The organism is Sphingomonas suaedae, from assembly GCF_007833215.1.
GTDB lineage: Bacteria > Pseudomonadota > Alphaproteobacteria > Sphingomonadales > Sphingomonadaceae > Sphingomonas > Sphingomonas suaedae.
In genome coordinates this window covers 316,308-332,268 of the sequence record NZ_CP042239.1, presented here as the reverse complement: position 1 = coordinate 332,268, position 15,961 = coordinate 316,308, and the positions used below count along the sequence as shown (strand labels likewise).

At 65.4% G+C, this 15,961-nt stretch carries 12 protein-coding genes and 1 pseudogene; 4 read left to right on the top strand and 9 right to left on the bottom strand.

Features of this window, described 5'->3' with window-relative positions:
- Positions 1–22 precede the first annotated feature (22 nt).
- The 8 genes and pseudogenes from FPZ54_RS01645 to FPZ54_RS01610 all read right to left on the bottom strand — a co-directional run bounded on the left by FPZ54_RS01645 (position 23) and on the right by FPZ54_RS01610 (position 10,717).
- Positions 23–721, bottom strand: coding sequence for a nucleotidyltransferase family protein (locus FPZ54_RS01645; RefSeq protein WP_145849514.1), 699 nt, complete (start codon positions 719–721; stop codon positions 23–25).
- A 59-nt stretch (positions 722–780) separates the two neighbouring features.
- Positions 781–1,767: an aminoglycoside phosphotransferase family protein gene (locus tag FPZ54_RS01640; RefSeq protein WP_145849513.1), complete on the bottom strand. Its 987-nt coding sequence runs from the start codon at positions 1,765–1,767 to the stop codon at positions 781–783.
- 14 nt (positions 1,768–1,781) lie between these two features.
- Complete coding sequence (tsaE, locus tag FPZ54_RS01635; protein WP_186456870.1) at positions 1,782–2,225, bottom strand: tRNA (adenosine(37)-N6)-threonylcarbamoyltransferase complex ATPase subunit type 1 TsaE; 444 nt, start codon at positions 2,223–2,225, stop codon at positions 1,782–1,784.
- Positions 2,222–4,568: pseudogene (locus tag FPZ54_RS01630) on the bottom strand (PAS domain-containing sensor histidine kinase). Before FPZ54_RS01630 ends, tsaE begins: the two are co-directional and overlap by 4 nt.
- 144 nt (positions 4,569–4,712) lie before the next feature.
- Positions 4,713–7,703: a TonB-dependent receptor plug domain-containing protein gene (locus FPZ54_RS01625; RefSeq protein ID WP_145844499.1), complete on the bottom strand. Its 2,991-nt coding sequence runs from the start codon at positions 7,701–7,703 to the stop codon at positions 4,713–4,715.
- 178 nt (positions 7,704–7,881) lie between these two features.
- Positions 7,882–9,288, bottom strand: a complete 1,407-nt coding sequence (ahcY, locus tag FPZ54_RS01620; RefSeq protein ID WP_145844498.1) for an adenosylhomocysteinase — start codon at positions 9,286–9,288, stop codon at positions 7,882–7,884.
- 129 nt (positions 9,289–9,417) lie between these two features.
- Positions 9,418–10,098 carry a GNAT family N-acetyltransferase gene (locus tag FPZ54_RS01615; protein WP_145844496.1) on the bottom strand — a complete coding sequence of 227 codons (681 nt, stop codon included), beginning with the start codon at positions 10,096–10,098 and terminating at the stop codon, positions 9,418–9,420.
- Between the two features lie 58 nt (positions 10,099–10,156).
- Entirely contained in the window at positions 10,157–10,717 is a 561-nt protein-coding gene (locus FPZ54_RS01610) for a YqgE/AlgH family protein (RefSeq protein WP_145844495.1), read from the bottom strand.
- A 106-nt stretch (positions 10,718–10,823) separates the two neighbouring features.
- Here FPZ54_RS01610 and FPZ54_RS01605 point away from each other — a divergent pair, with 106 nt between their 5' ends.
- The 4 genes from FPZ54_RS01605 to FPZ54_RS01590 all read left to right on the top strand — a co-directional run bounded on the left by FPZ54_RS01605 (position 10,824) and on the right by FPZ54_RS01590 (position 14,048).
- The gene (locus FPZ54_RS01605; protein WP_145844494.1) at positions 10,824–11,303 is read left to right on the top strand and encodes a peroxiredoxin; all 480 of its coding nucleotides are present in this window, start codon (positions 10,824–10,826) and stop codon (positions 11,301–11,303) included.
- Positions 11,304–11,388: 85 nt separating this feature from the next.
- Positions 11,389–11,655: a hypothetical protein gene (locus tag FPZ54_RS01600; RefSeq protein ID WP_145844493.1), complete on the top strand. Its 267-nt coding sequence runs from the start codon at positions 11,389–11,391 to the stop codon at positions 11,653–11,655.
- Between the two features lie 92 nt (positions 11,656–11,747).
- The gene (locus FPZ54_RS01595) at positions 11,748–13,184 is read left to right on the top strand and encodes an AMP nucleosidase (RefSeq protein WP_145844491.1); all 1,437 of its coding nucleotides are present in this window, start codon (positions 11,748–11,750) and stop codon (positions 13,182–13,184) included.
- A 192-nt stretch (positions 13,185–13,376) separates the two neighbouring features.
- The gene (locus FPZ54_RS01590) at positions 13,377–14,048 is read left to right on the top strand and encodes a hypothetical protein (RefSeq protein WP_145844490.1); all 672 of its coding nucleotides are present in this window, start codon (positions 13,377–13,379) and stop codon (positions 14,046–14,048) included.
- 73 nt (positions 14,049–14,121) lie between these two features.
- Here FPZ54_RS01590 and FPZ54_RS01585 read toward each other — a convergent pair whose 3' ends face one another.
- Positions 14,122–15,945, bottom strand: a complete 1,824-nt coding sequence (locus tag FPZ54_RS01585) for a M2 family metallopeptidase (protein ID WP_145844488.1) — start codon at positions 15,943–15,945, stop codon at positions 14,122–14,124.
- Positions 15,946–15,961: the final 16 nt, after the last annotated feature.

Genomic DNA, 15,961 nt, shown 5'->3' with positions numbered 1-15,961 from the left:
CAACGTCGGTGCGGGTCAGGCCTCAGCCATCCGCCAGCACCGCCTCGGTCGCCGCGATCGCCGGGGGGCTGCCGACATCGAACCAAAGCCCCTGATGCACCACGCCCCAGGCGCGGCCCGCGTCCATCGCGCGTTGCCAGAACAAATTGGTCGAAAACGGCCCGTCCGGCCAGTCGCGGATCACGCGGGGCGACAGGATCTGGACGCCGGTATAGACGAAGGGCGCCAGCCGCCCCGGCTTGCGCCGCCCGACGATCCGCCCGAACGGGTCGAGGTGGAAATCCCCCTGCCCGCCATGGCAATGCGCGCGGGCGAGCGGAACGAGCAGCAACAGCGCGTCCATCTTTTCATCGTCCCATGCCGCCGCCAGCTGGCGGATCGCGTCGATCGGGCCGTCGACCCAGAGATTGTCGCTGTTGACGCAGACAAAGGGTTCGTCGCCCAGCATGTCGCGCGCCTGCACCAGCCCGCCGCCGGTCTCCATCAAACGCTGCCGCTCGTCGGACACCAGCACCTCGATATCCTTCACCCGGTGGGTGACATGCGCCTCCAGCGCATCGGCCAGGTAATGGACGTTCACCACGGCACGCGCGACGCCCGCGCTGCGCAGCCGGTCGAACACATGGTCGATCAGCGGCTTGCCCGCGACCTCGACCAGCGGCTTGGGCCGGGTCGCGGTCAGCGGGCGCATCCGCTTGCCCAGCCCCGCCGCCATCACCATCGCGGTACGCGGCACGGCACCGGCCGGGACCGGCCGGATCGCCAGCGTCTTCTTCGCGCTCACGCCTGCCCCGCCGCCATCGACCCAACCAACATGGGATCGCCACGCAGATGCGCCGGGATATTGGCGTCGAACCACGCCTTCACCGGGCCGAGCGCCGGATGCTGAAGGTCGCGCTCCAGATAGCCCCATACGCGCGGACACAGCCCCGGGTAACGCGGCTTGCCGTCGCGTTTCCACAGGCGCGTGAAGATGCCGATGATCTTCGCATTCCGCTGCGCGCCGAGCACATGATAGGCATCGACGAACCCCTCGTCCGCGCCGGTGATCCGGCGATAGCGGTCGAGCATCGCCGCCTCCAGATCGGGATGCACATCGCGGCGCGCGTCCTGGAGCAACGACACGAGATCATAGGCGGGATGTCCCGCCAGCGCGTCCTGGAAATCGAGCAGCCCCAGCGTCTCGCTGCCCTCGATCAGCATCAGATTCTCGGCATGGTAATCGCGCAGCACCGTCACCCGCTGCCCTTCCAGCGTCGGCGCCAGCACCGCATCCCATGCCGCGCGATAGCCATCGACATCGGCGTCCACCCCGACCGCCGGGCAATACCAGTCGGTCAGCAGCGCCGCTTCGCGCTGGCAGGTATCGACGTCATAGGGATCGAGGTCCGCCGCCTCATGGCCGCGCAGCCGGATCAGCACGTCGATCGCCGCCTCGTACAACCGCAACTCGCTCTCGGGCGCGGCGTCCACCGTCTCGCGCAGCCGCGCGTCGCCGAAATCCTCGATCAGGACCAGGCCGGTGTCGAGATCCTCGCCATAGATGGTCGGCGCCGCAAAGCCGCGCCCGGTGAGCCAGCGCGCGATCGAAATGAACGGGCGCGGGTCCTCATGCGGCGGGGGGGCGTCCATCAGGATCGCGCTGCGCCCCGGTGCCTGCACCCGAAAATAACGACGAAACGACGCATCGCCCGCGAGCGGCAAGATTTCCCCGTCGCCCCAGCCGAGCTCGTTCAGGAAATGCGGCGCCCGCGCGGGCGGGTTCATGTCGGGCGGCGAAGTCAAAGGGGCCATCGGTCCTTCCATGCCGCCGGGACCCGCGCTGTCAAGGCACGGGAGCCGTCGGATTCGATCGTCAGTGTCAGCCACAAGGCGTCGCCCCAAAGCGTGTCAGGCAGCCGCTCGGGCCATTCGACCAGTAGCAGCGACTCCCGGCGCGCATCGTCCAGCCCCAGCTCGTCTGCTTCTGCGGGATCGTCGATCCGGTACAGGTCGACATGCAGCACCGGGAACGCCACTTCAGGCGGGTCATAGGGCTGGACAATCGCGAAACTGGGCGAGGGCGCTTCCCCCTCCAGCCCCAGCGCAGCGAGCAGCCCGCGCGCGATACTCGTCTTGCCCGCGCCCAGCGGCCCGGACAGCGCAATCACGTCCCCCGGCCGCGCCCGACGGGCAAGCGCGCGCCCGAACGCCTCGGTCGCATCGGCATCGGCCAAGGCGATCATGTGCGCGGCAATTCCGCGATCACCATCGTCCCCTGCCCTGGTTCGGACATCAGCTGGATCGTGCCGCGATGCGCCTCGACGAACTGTTTGGCGAGCGGCAGGCCAAGGTGGAGCGCGCGCTCGCCATTGCGGCTGATCCCCGCCTGCGCGAAGCGATCGAACGCCTTGGCCGCGACCTCGGGCGCCATGCCGGGGCCGTCGTCGGACACCACGATCCGCGCGCCCGCCTCGCTCCCGTCGATATGCAGCAGCACGCGGCCACCCTCGCCCGTCGCACCGATCGCATGGCGCAACAGATGCTCGATCGTCTGACGGATGCGGCGCGCATCGCCCTGAATCGTCCCGGCACTGCCCTGGATTTCGACCGCCAGCTCGATCTTCTTGCCCTTGGCGCTCGGCCCGACATTCTCGACTGCGACGCCAGCGACCAGCTCCAAATCGACCGTTTCGCGGGCCAGCGCACCGCCATCGCGGGTCAGGTCGAGCACATCGTCGACCAGGTCGCTCAACCGCCCGACCGACTCCAGGATCGCTCCCGAATAATCCACCGCGCTTTGCGGCAGCGGCCCGCCATAGCCATTGTACAGCATCTCGGCGAACCCTTTGATCGAGGTCAGCGGGGTGCGCAGTTCATAGCTCATATTGGCGACGAAGGCGGTCTTGATCCGGTCCGCCGCTTCCAGCGCATCGTTGCGTTCGCGCAGCGCATTCTCGATCCGCCGCCGGGTCGGAGATATCGAGCATGGTGAACAGCGCATTGCCATCGGGCAGCGGCACCGCCGCCACCTCGAAATGGCGTCCATCGGCGAACTCGATCGATCCGCCGCGCTGCTGCCGCTCGACTGTCGCGGCGCGGACCAGTTCGCCGATCAGCGAGACGCGGCCCGGCTTGGCCAGCCGCGACGCCGCCTCCTTCGCGAGCGCATCGACGCGCGGATGGCTGGTGACGAAGGCGTCATCGAACCCCCATGCCTGACGGAAGCGGCTGTTCCACAACTGCAACCGCCCATCGGCGGAGAAGACACCCAGCGCCTCGAACAGATTGTCGAACGTCGCCGTCCGCACCCGCAACAGCGTGTCGCGCGCGCTGGCAAGCTGCACCTGCTCCGTCAGATCCTCGAAGATGGTCAGCAACCCGCCCTCAGGCAGCGGCTGGGCGACGACGCGCAGATGCGTGCCGCCGGGCAGCGTCCAATTTTCCTCATGCGCGCTTTCGGCCGCGACGAACCATTCGCGCCGCTCCTTCTTCCAGCCCGGAAAATCGCGCACCACCGGCAACCGGTTGGCCTCTCGCATCCGCTCCAGGATGCGGTCGAACTCGGGCCGGTCGGCCAGCCATTCATTCTTCAGCTCGAAGATGCGGCGAAACGGCTGATTGCAAAACACCAGCGATCGGTCCGACCCGAACTGCGCGACTCCGGCGGACAGCCGGTCGAACATTGCCCGCTGGGCCTCGCCCGCGCGCTTGATCCCGCTGCGCGCCTGTTCCAGCTCCTCGACATCGACGGCGAAGCCCGCGACGCCGCCGGTCGGCAGCGGCACGTCATGGATATGCAGCGTGCGGCGCTTGCCCCCGATCGTCGCGGGCAGCTTCACCATCTGCGGCGTGCCCGCCTCGCGCGCATTCGCGGCGCTGGCCAGCGGGCCGCCCGGCGCGGACGCATCGACCAGCTCGATTCCCGACGCAACGACCTGTTCGGCGTTGCTGCCGTCGACCGCCTCCACATAGGCGTTGTTGACCATCGCGATCCGCAGCTCGGGGTCGCGATACCACATCGGCATCGGCGCCGACTGGATCAGGCCCGTCAGCGCATCGAACGCCTCGCGATATCGGTCCGCTTCGCTCGCGAAGCGCGCAATCTCCTCGCTCGATTCGGTCGCATCGAGGAACCACACCACCGCCCCGCCCGGCGCGCGCACTGCATCGGGCGCCCGCCCGCCGATTGCGAGCAATGTCCGTTTCGCACCGCGCACCGGCAGCGCCATACGGAACGGCTTGCCCGCCTTCTGGGCCGCGATCACCTCGCGCTCCAGCACCTCGGCCTCGTCGCGGCCCAGCACCGCCTCATTGTCCACCAGATCGCCGAACTGGACCGGAACCGCGTCGAACCCCAGCAGATTGGCGAGCGCGAGCGACAGCTCGATCCGTCCGTCGGCGCGCACGATCATCGCCAGTGCGGGCGCACCCGATGCCAGCGCCTGAAGCCGTGCATTCGCCTCCACAAGCCGCTCGGCCCGCCCCCGCGCGCGCAGCCCGGCGAACAGCATCACCGCCCCCGCCGCGACCAGCAGCGCGAGCGCGGCGCCGGCCAGAACGGCCGCGGATTCAGATATCTCGATCAACGCGCCGCGCCCTTCATCCCGTCGCTCTTACGAACTGCCGGATCGTCCGGCAACGGCGCTGCGCATTCCGCTTGTGCTCGACCGGCACGAAAAGGGGCGCGTCCGTCGCCGGACACGCCCCTTAGTCAACTCATGCGCCGATACTCAGAAAATCTTCGCTTTCACACCCATGAAGAACGAACGTCCAACGGCGCTGATCGGATAGGCCACAGCCGCCACGTCCGGCTTGGTGTCGAACAGATTGTTGATACCGCCGTACAGCTCGAACTTTTCATCCACCATATAGCTCATGTAGAGATCGTGCTCCCACTTTTCCTTGTACCAGATATACTGCGGCGCCACATAATCGGGGTTCGCAGCCTCCTGCTCGGGCGTCACGCGGCGGGTCTTCGACCACCAGTTGACGCCGTAATTGACCGTCAGCGGCCCCTTGTTCCAGGTCAGGTCGAAGCTCGCGCTGTATTTCGGTGCGGGATAGGCTGAGGAATCCAGCTCGTTCTCCGGATCGGCACCGGCAGTCGGCACGAACTCGAGCTTGTCGAGATAGTTGAATTGCCCGCGAAGGGTGAAGGTGCCGAGATTGTCGAACGGCTGGACCCGATAGGCAAATCCGACATCGAGGCCGGCCGTTTCATAAGCGGCAACGTTTTCCGGGATCACGGTGAAGAAGTTGATATAGCCGCTCGTCGGGCTGCGCGAAATCACGCTGCAATATACGTTGTTCAGCGTGGGCTGATCGACGCACAGATCGACGACCGCCTGCGCGGTCGAGTAGTTGATCGCTTGCTCGATCTTGATGTTGTACCAGTCAACGTTGATCGACAGCCCGGGCACGAAGCTCGGCCGTAGTACGATGCCGGTGGTCCAGGTCTTTGCCGTTTCCTCGTTCAGCGTAGGGTTGCCGCCCTGGAAGCCAAGCAGGCTGCTGTTCTGCGGCGAGGTGAAGTCGTTCGCCGGATCGAACGCTGCCTGCTGCGCGGGGCTCAGCCCGGCAGCGGTCAACGCCGCGGCGCAGTTCGCCGCCCGATACTGCGTACCCTCGGCAAGACGGTCGGGCCCACACGGATCGGTGATGAACTCGTACGTGCCGCTGCCGCCGGCGAACAATTCGGTAATATTGGGCGCGCGCACCGCCTCCGAATAGGTACCGCGGAAGGTGATGTCGCGAACGGGCGAGTAGCTTCCGTTCACGTTCCAGGTGCTGGTCTGGCCGATCGTCGAGTAATCGGAGAAGCGATAGGCACCACCAACCGAGAGGTTCTCGGCGAACGGCATGTCCGCGAGAATTGGCAGGTTCACTTCGGCGAACAGTTCCTTCACGTCGAAGTCGCCCCGGTCAACGCGCGCTGGTGCGTTATCCATCAGGACGCCTGCCAAGCTCACATCCGACGGGATATAGTGGCTGCTCTCGTAGCGATACTCGGCGCCGATCGCGAACCCGACACCGCCGCCGGGCAGCCTGAAATAGGATTCGGTATTACCGGTCAGTACCGCCGAGACCACATGCTGCTTGATCCGCGCCCAGTCGGTGTGATCAACCGTCACGAAGTCCAGCGCAGCCTGCGACGGCGAGCCTTCGCCCAATATGTTAATGGGCACACACTGCCCTGGGTTGAATGTCACCGGCGTTCCATTGAACACGACGCCATTGCCGTAGCTGACGCCATTCACATTGGTCTGACCGGGGAGGTTGATCCGACAGGTGATCTGGCCATTGGCCGGGTTCACGACCGCATCGAGCGCAGCATAATAGCGGTCCGCAATCCGGTCATTCCGATTGGTGCTTTCCTGTGTGGACTGGCCGAACACATAGGAAAAGTCGTATTTCAGTCCTGACCCGATGTCCCCGCGCGCGCCCACGACGGTGCGAAATAGTTCACGCTCGAGCTCGTAACGGCGGATACCGAAATCGAAATGGTCGCGGCTGAAAAGGGCCGGGCCGGAAATGGCAGCCGCGCCATAACGCTCGATCAGATACGCGTTATCGGGGGCAAGCTCGGTGTAGAAGTCATAAGTCGGCTGCGCGAAGGTGTACGCGGTCGAGCGGACATATTTGCCCTGTGCATAGATTTCGAGCGCCGGGCTGACCTCAAACTTCGCCATCAGGTTGGCGATGTGGCGACGAACATAGGGGAGATAATCGCCATAATAGCTTTCGCGCGGCGTGCTCGAACCGCCTACGGTGAAAGCCGACCCAGGCACATAGGTGCCGAGGTCGTAGATGCCGCCCTCACCCGTGCGATCGGGAACGAAATCGCCATCGAGATCGACCGCCCCGCCCGGCGAGCTGTCTGCCCAACGCAGATCGGTGTACAGGATCCGGTCGGGCACGCCGTCATTATCGGTCGGGCCGTCCGGATCGTTGGGATCACGGGCGAACGCATAGGACGGACCAGTCAGCCCGTAGTTCAGACGATCGCGCTGGCTGAAGCGGTCGGTTTCCTGGAACTCGTAAGCTGCGGTCACATTGCCCCGCCCGCCGGCAAAATTCTTGCCCCAGGTCACAGCTACGAAGCGCGATCCGGCATCGCCGCGCTCAGAGATGTTCGCCTGGCCACGGACGCGCAGACCGTCAAAATCGTCCTTCAGAATGAAGTTGACCACGCCGGTCACGCCATCGGCGCCGTAAACCGCCGAAGTGCCGCCGGTCAGAATATCGATACGCTCGACGAGGTCCGAAGGAATGGTGTTGACATCGACTGCGGCGATGCCGGGATAACCGGCGACATGCCGACGGCCGTCAACGAGCACAAGGGTGCGCTGCGAGCCGAGGTTACGCAAGTCGAGCAAATTGACGCCAACATTCTGCGCGTTGCTCAGATTGGATCCGGCGACGTCCACATTGCTCTGCGAACCGAGAAGCGCAGGAGAATCGATGAGGTAATCGGTCAGGTTCGTCTTGCCCGACTGTTCAATCGCCTCCGAAGTGATCACCTGAACCGGATTGGGAAGCGAGAGCTCCGGACGGCCAATACGCGATCCGGTAATGACGACCGTCTCGCCATCCTGCGCTGCAGTTTCATCCTCCGCCGGGGCCTCTTGGGCCACCGCCGAAGCGAGTCCGGCCAACGCGACCGAAGCCAGTGAAACGGAAAAGCGCAAACGCGCCCGGCGGGAAGCAGCTACATACCGCATGATGGGTCCCCATTTCGGTTATTTTGGTGTCATTTTTTTCTGCGCTTATAAGACTGAGAAACGCAAGCCGTTGGAATCCCTTTCTCCGCGAGTGTTGCTCGAACAACACAGTACCGATGGCAAAAAAGGGCGCTCCCGATCCCGGAAGCGCCCCGATACTCTCAACCTGATCGCAGGATCAGTAGCGATAATGATCCGGCTTGAACGGCCCTTCGACCGGCACGCCGATATAGTCGGCTTGGCGCTGGGTCAGCTTGCTCAGCTTGACGCCCAGCTTGTCGAGGTGAAGCGCCGCGACCTTCTCGTCGAGATGCTTGGGCAGGACATACACGTCGTTCTTGTACTTGTCCGCGCCGGTCCAAAGCTCGATCTGCGCCAGAACCTGGTTGGTGAACGACGAAGACATCACGAACGACGGGTGGCCGGTCGCGTTGCCCAGGTTCACCAGGCGGCCCTTCGACAGCACGATGATCTTCTTGCCATCGGGGAACTCGACCTCGTCGACCTGCGGCTTGATCTCGGTCCATTTGAAGTTGGCGAGGCCGGCGATCTCGATCTCGCTGTCGAAATGGCCGATGTTCGACACGATCGCCATGTTCTTCATCGCGCGCATGTGATCGACGGTCAGCACGCCTTCGTTGCCGGTCGCGGTGACGAAGATGTCGGCGCGGGTCGCCGCCTCTTCCATCGTCACGACTTCATAGCCTTCCATCGCCGCCTGCAGCGCGCAGATCGGATCGATTTCGGTGACCAGCACGCGCGCGCCGCCATTGCGCAGCGACGCCGCCGAACCCTTGCCCACATCGCCAAAGCCGGCGACGCAGGCGACCTTGCCGGCCAGCATCACGTCGGTCGCGCGACGGATCGCGTCGACCAGCGATTCCTTGCAGCCATAAAGGTTGTCGAACTTCGACTTGGTGACGCTGTCGTTGACGTTGATCGCCGGGAAGGGAAGCTTGCCCTTCTTCGACAGCTCGTACAGGCGATGCACGCCGGTGGTGGTCTCTTCCGACACGCCCTTGATGTTCTGGACGGTCTTGGTGAGGTAACCCGGACGCTCGGCCAGGAAACGCTTGAGCGTCGCGACGAAGATTTCCTCTTCCTCGTTCGACGGGGTGAACAGTTCCTCACCCGCCTCGACGCGCGCGCCCCACAGCGCGAACATGGTGGCGTCGCCGCCATCGTCGAGGATCATGTTGCAGGTCTGGTCCTGCCCCCAGTCGAAGATGCGGATGACGTAATCCCAATATTCTTCCAGCGTCTCGCCCTTGACGGCGAAGACCGGGATGCCGGCGGCGGCGATCGCGGCGGCGGCATGGTCCTGGGTCGAATAGATGTTGCACGTCGCCCAGCGCAATTCGGCGCCAAGTTCCTTCAGCGTCTCGATCAGCACCGCGGTCTGGATCGTCATGTGCAGCGAACCGGTGATGCGCGCACCCTTGAGCGGCTTGCTCGCGCCGAATTCCTCGCGCAGCGCCATCAGGCCCGGCATTTCGGTTTCGGCGATCTCGATTTCCTTGCGGCCGAACGCGGCGAGGCTGATGTCCTTGATGACGTAATCGGTCTTGTCGAGCACGGTGGCCACGATCTTTCTCCGGCTAGTGAACTGAATCGCCGCGATACCCACGGCTCTGCCCGCGCCCCTAGCCGATCGACAGCCAATGCGCAAACGAAACATAAAGATATCTTTATATGATGTCGGTCACCGGATCGGTCAGCGTCGCACGATCACCGTCGCGTGGATGTATGCGCGGATGCGAAAGCCCATCGCCTCGTACAGCGCAACCGCACCCGCGTTGCTCGCATAGCAGTGCAGGAAAGGCGTCAGCCCGCGCGCCAGAATGGCTGCGGTAACGTGACGGGTCAGATGCCCTGCCAGCCCCCGGCCCCGCCAGTCGGGATGGGTGCAGACCGCGCTGACCTCGCCATAGCCGGGCATCTGCATCCGCTCGCCCGCCATCGCCACCAGCTTTCCACCCTCGCGCACCCCGACGAATCCGCCCAGCCGGTGGGTCCGGCGCACATAGGGTCCCGGTTCGGTCAGGGTGGCGAGCGCGAACATCTCCGCCCCATCGGCATCGCCCAGCGGCTCGATCGCGGGCGGTTCGCGCTCGTCGGGCGTCAGCCGGTCCAGCACCATCTGCACGGCCAGCCCTTCCTTCACAACGCGCACGCCGGGCGGTAGCGGCAGCGGATCGCGCTCGACCAGCCACAACTCACCCTCCTGCGGCACCAATGCGGCGAGTGCGACCGCACTCTCCGGTGCCGCATCCGCCGCCGCACCGAACATCCCGACCTTGCGGTCGATCCGCAGCGCCCGCGCGTCTCCTTCGGCAAGATGGGCCCAGCCGGTGGTGAGCGCGGACCAGATCGGTCGGTCGAGCACATGCGTCATGCGGCGGCCATGCCCCGCCCCGCGCCCGCTGTCAGCCCGGCACTTGCGCGCAAAGCGGTCAGGCGGTCCCGCCGCCGCTCGCCAGCAGCCTGGGATCGATGCCCGCGGTCGCGAAGCTCGCTTCCCAGCGCCGTTCGGCATCGATTTCGTAAAGCAGCGCGGCGTCGCCCGGCACGTTGAACCAGCCGTGCCGGGTCAGCTCCGCGTCGAGTTGTCCCTCGCTCCATCCGGCATAGCCCAGCGCGACCAGCCATCGGGACGGCCCCGTCCCGTCGGCGATCGCGCGCAGCACATCGATGGTTCCCGACAGCGCCCAGCGCCCGGCGACGTCAACCGTGTCCTGCCCGCCCCAGTCGGTAGAATGGAGCACAAAGCCTCGCCTCGGCTCCACCGGTCCGCCGAAATGCACCGGCGCGTCGGGCGCTGCGCCGGGATCGATCTCGAACTGGCCGAGCAGCTCGTGCAGCCCAAGCCCGTCGATCGTGTGGCCGATCCCGATGCCCAGCGCACCCTCCTCGTCATGCGCGCAGATCGCGATCGCCGCGCGCTCGAATCGCGGGTCGCCGATGCCGGGCAAAGCGAGCAGTATTTGCCCGGTCAGATACGCGCTCTCTTCCATGCGGCCGGACCATATCGTCCCGCGCATCGCTCCGCCACGCTTGAAAATCGCCGCACATGTGCCACTTGGACGCCAAACCGCAGTTCCGCGGCAAGAGGAGAGCAGCATGACCATCCAGATTGGTGATCGCGTACCCAGCACCACCTTCGTCAAGGCGACCGAGAACGGCCCCGAACAGGTCAACTCCGACGACTATTTCGCGGGCCGCAAGGTCGCGCTGTTTTCGGTCCCCGGCGCCTTCACCCCGACCTGCTCGGCGCGCCACCTGCCCGGCTATGTCGAAAAGGCGGATGAGCTGAAGGCAAAGGGCGTGGACGAGATCGCCTGCACCGCCGTCAACGACGCCTTTGTCATGGGCGCATGGGCGAAAAGCGCCGATGCGGGCGACGTCACGATGCTGTCGGACGGCAACGGGGCCTTCGCCAAGGCAGTCGGCCTGGAGATGGACGGCAGCAAGTTCGGCATGGGCACGCGCGGCCAGCGTTATTCGATGCTGATCAACGATGGCGTCGTCGAACAGCTTCACGTCGAAGCGCCGGGCGAATTCAAGGTCAGCTCGGCCGAACATCTCCTCGAAAGCCTCTAACCGTTTCGGACGCGCGCCGGTTTGCCGTTGACGGTGGAACCGGCGTGCGGCGAAGCTGTTGTCATTGCGGAAGGGAGACCCAGTGATGATGGACGAGACAACACCTGCAACGAGCCCGTCGACGACCGAAACCAAGGCGGAGACCAACACCGAAGAAAGCCTGTTCGATCAGGCGAAGGACGCGCTGACCGACGCGGGCGAAGCGATTAGCGAGGCTGTCGACGATGTCGTCGATGCCGCGAAGAAGAACCCCGTCGCCGCCGCTGCGATCGCGGCGGGTGCCGCTGCGGCGGTAGCGGGTGCCGCGTTCGGCATCAGCAAGCTGCTCGACAAGGACGAAGACGACAAGTGACATGACCTGGCGCGCCGGTGCCGTACCGGCGCGCCATGGAACCGACACGATCCGGTCTTGCCTATGTCATCGTCGCCCATTAACCGCGAAAGATGACACAAGCAGAAGAAATCGTCGCCGAACTGGATCGGCTGCACACCGCCTCCGTCACCCGCCTGCGGGAGGCCCTCGACCTTTATCTGACCCAGGGCATCGCCCCGGACCCGGAGCGCCGCCGCGACGGCAGCTTCGCCTATCCCGAAATCCGCGTCTCCTATCGCAACGAGGTCGATCGTCCGACCCCGGCACGCTCGTTCGGGCGGCTCGTCACACCGGGCGACTATGCGATCAGCGTGACCCGCCCTGCGATGTTCGCCCGCTATCTGGTCGAACAGCTCACCTTGCTGATCGAGGATTATGACGTCGAGGTCACTGCGACTACGGGACGGCAGGAAATCCCCTTTCCCTATGTGCTCGACCCCGGCCATGCGCTGCGGCTGGACGAGGTGTCGGCGCTCGAACTCGCCCGGCATTTTCCGGCAACCGAACTGGCGCATATCGGCGATGAGATTGCCGATGGCAGCTGGATCAGTCAGGACGGCACCCGTCCGCTCGCGCTGTTCGACGGGCTGCGCACCGACTTCAGCCTTGCCCGGCTGCGCCATTATACCGGCACACCGTCGGAACATGTGCAGCAATATATCCTCTTCACCAACTATCACCGCTATGTCGATGAATTCGTTCGCTGGGCCTGTGCGCAGCTTGGCCCGGACAGCCGCTTCACGGGCGTGTCCGGCCCAGGCGGGATCGTCATCGAATCCGGCGACGATCCCGATACGTTGCTGACCGACGGTGCCTGGCGACGCCACCAGATGCCCGCCTGGCACCTGATGGCGGAGGACGGCAGCGGCATCACGTTGGTCAATATCGGCGTCGGCCCCTCAAACGCGAAGACGATCACCGATCACCTCGCAGTGCTGCGGCCGGAGGCATGGATGATGATCGGCCATTGCGGCGGGCTGCGTCCCAGCCAGCGGATCGGCGACTATGTGCTCGCCCACGCCTATCTGCGCGACGACCACGTCCTCGATGATGTGCTGCCCCCCGAAATCCCGATCCCGGCGATCGCCGAGGTGCAGCAGGCGCTCGCCCGCGCCGCCGAAACCGTGTCGGGACAGTCGGGGGACGAACTCAAGCGGCGGCTGCGCACCGGCACGATCGTCACGACCGACGACCGCAACTGGGAATTGCGCTTCTCGCGCTCGGCGCTCCGCTTTTCGCTCAGCCGCGCGGTCGGGGTGGACATGGAAAGCGCGACGCTCGCGGCGCAGGGATACCGCTTCCGCGTCCCCTACGGCACGTTGCTGTGCGTCTCCGACAAGCCGCTGCACGGTGAGATCAAGCTGCCCGGCCAGGCCAACCGCTTCTACGAGCGCGCCATCGCCGAGCATCTCAAAATCGGTATCGAGACCTGCGAGGAGTTGCGGCGCGAAGGCGCAAAACTCCACAGCCGCAAGCTGCGTGCGTTCAACGAACCGCCGTTTCGCTGATCTCCGCCTCTGCGGACGCAGCACCGGCCCGCTCCCCCACCCGGCCACCCAGCGACAGTATCCTATGGGTGGCCGGGCGCGGGAGCGGGCCGGTGCCGCAACGTTTCAATGAAACTGAAACGACAAAAGATTGACGCGGGAAACCGATTTGGATCAGGTTGGTTACAGACACGAAACCACTGGAGTTACGTGATGGCCAAGGCCCCGAGCAAATCGACCCAGACCGGCGACGCTGCCGAAACCCCGGCGGCCAAGCCCGCAGCAAAGCCGCGCAAGGCGCCCGCCAAGAGCGCGGTCAAGACGGAGGCTGCGGCCGCTACCGCCAAGCCCAAGGCTGCGGCGAAGCCCAGGACCACCGCGGCCAAGGCTTCGAGAAAAACCAAGGCGCCAGCGCCTGCCGCCGCTCCGGCGGGCGAAACGGCAAAGCCAGCCGCCAAGGCACCCGCGCGCAAGACCGCGGCCCCCAAGGCGGCAAAGGCTCCGGCGGCCGCCGACAAGGCGCCCCCGCCCCGCCGGACCGCAGCGGCGCGCAAGGCGCCCGCCAAGCCGCGCAAACCCGCATCGGCCCCTGCCGCCGCCGCGACCGGGCCGCGCGCCGCCGTTGAGGCTGCCGCCGCGAAAGTCTCCGCCGCCGCCCAGTCGGCTGCGAGCACCGTAACCGAATCCGCCCCCGCCCAGTTCGTCTCCGACACGCGCGAGAAGATGGGCGACCGCAACTTCTTCGCCTCGCTCGTCGGCGGCGCCGCCGCGGTCGGCGCTGCGGTCGCGGGCATATTCTACGCGCTGCAAAAGGGTCAGGGCGGCCCGCAGGACAAGCCGGGCGGCGACACCAAGCCAGCGGCCAAGGACAAGACCGCCAAATAGGATTCGACCGGGCTCCGCGCCGAACGACAGCGAAGCGCCGCCGCGATCCGGGATCGCGGCGGCGCTTTGGCCTTTACCAGCCGGTCGGCTTGCCCTTGTTCTGCTCGTCCAGCCACGCCTTCAGCGGTGCGAAATATTCGACCATTGCCGCGCCACTCATCTCGCGGCTGCCGGTGAACGCCTCCAGCGCGTCGGGCCAGGGCTTGGACGCCCCCATTTCGAGCATCGCGTTGAGCTTCGCACCGACTTCCTTGTTGTCGTAGAAGGAACAACGGTGGAGCGGCCCCGTCCACCCGGCCTGATCGCAGGCCGCCTTGTAGAACTGGAACTGCAACAGCCGCGCGAGGAAGTAGCGGGTGTAGGGTACGTTCGCCGGGATATGATATTTGGCGCCCGGATCGAACTTGGTCTCGTCGCGCTTCACCGGCGGGGTGATGCCCTGATATTGAAGCCGCAGCGCGTCCCATGCGCCCTGGTACCCGCCCGCCGGAATGCCGCCGGAGAACACGCCCCAGCGCCATTTGTCGATCAGCAGGCCGAACGGCAGGAACGCGACCTTGTCCATCGCCTGACGCAGCAGCAGCCCGGTATCCTTGTCCGCGCTCGGGACCTTGCTCTCGTCCAGCAGGCCGATCGACACGAGATAGTCGGGCGTGATCGACAGCGCGACGAAATCGCCGATCGCTTCATGGAAGCCGTCATTGGCGCCGGTGCGATAGAGCAAGGGCTTCTGGTTATACGCCCGCTGGTAGTAGTTATGCCCCAGCTCGTGGTGGATCGTGACGAAATCGTCCGAATTGACCTTGATGCACATCTTGATGCGCAGATCGTCGACATTGTCGAGGTTCCACGCCGATGCGTGGCACTGGACTTCACGGTCGGCGGGCTTGGTGAACAGCGAGCGCTGCCAGAAGGTCTCCGGCATCGGCGCCATGCCGAGCGAGGAGTAGAAGCCCTCCCCCGCCTTCACCATCTTGATCGCGTCATAGTCCTTGGCCTGGAGCAGCTCGCCAATGTCATAGCCAAGGTCGCCGGCCCCCTCAGGCGCGACGATGTCATAGATATTGCCCCATTCCTGCGCCCACATATTGCCGAGCAGGTCGGCGCGGATCGGACCGGTCTTCGACTGGACCGCATCGCCATATTTCTCGTTCAGCTTCCAGCGGACATAGGTGTGCAGCGACTCATAGAGCGGCTTGACCTCGTTCCACAGCTTGTCGGTGAGCTTGGCAAACTCCTCGGGCGGCATGTCGTAGTTCGAGCGCCACATCGCGCCGACATCCTTGAACCCGAGCTCGCGCGCGCCCTCGTTCAGCAGGCCGACCGAGCGCTGATAATCCTGGCGCTGCGGCGCGCCGACATTGTCGTGCCAGTTGGTCCACATTTCCTTGAGCTCGGCGGGATTGCGGCTGGTGCCCATCGCCGCCTCGATGTCGCTGCCGCTGATCGGTTTGCCGTTCAGCGTCCCCTTGCCGGTGCCATAGACGGTCTGCATGTCGGTCTGCAGTTCGGCGAGCGCGGTCGCGGCGCCGTCGCGGGTCGGCGCGGGCGAGGTGATCGCGCTGCGCAGGATATCGAGCTGGCGCTTCGTATCGGGCGAGAGGCCCTTGGCCTTGTCGTACTTCGCGGCTTCCAACGCGAAACGGACCGCCATTTCCGTACCCTCGGCGCCGCTCTTGGCGACCAACGCGGCGCTGTCCGGGGTGATATAGGTCGCGTAAATCCACTGAATGCGCGCATCGTCGACCGAGAATTCGGCGAACTCCTTGCTCGCCCGGGCGACAAAGGCATCGGCCTCCGCCGCGGTCGGGGTGGCGCCCTGTTTGCCCGTCTGCGCGGCGGCGGGACCCGCCATCATCAGCGCGAGCGCGATCGTCGAAATTCCGGTGCGGATCATCAATCCCTCGATTTTG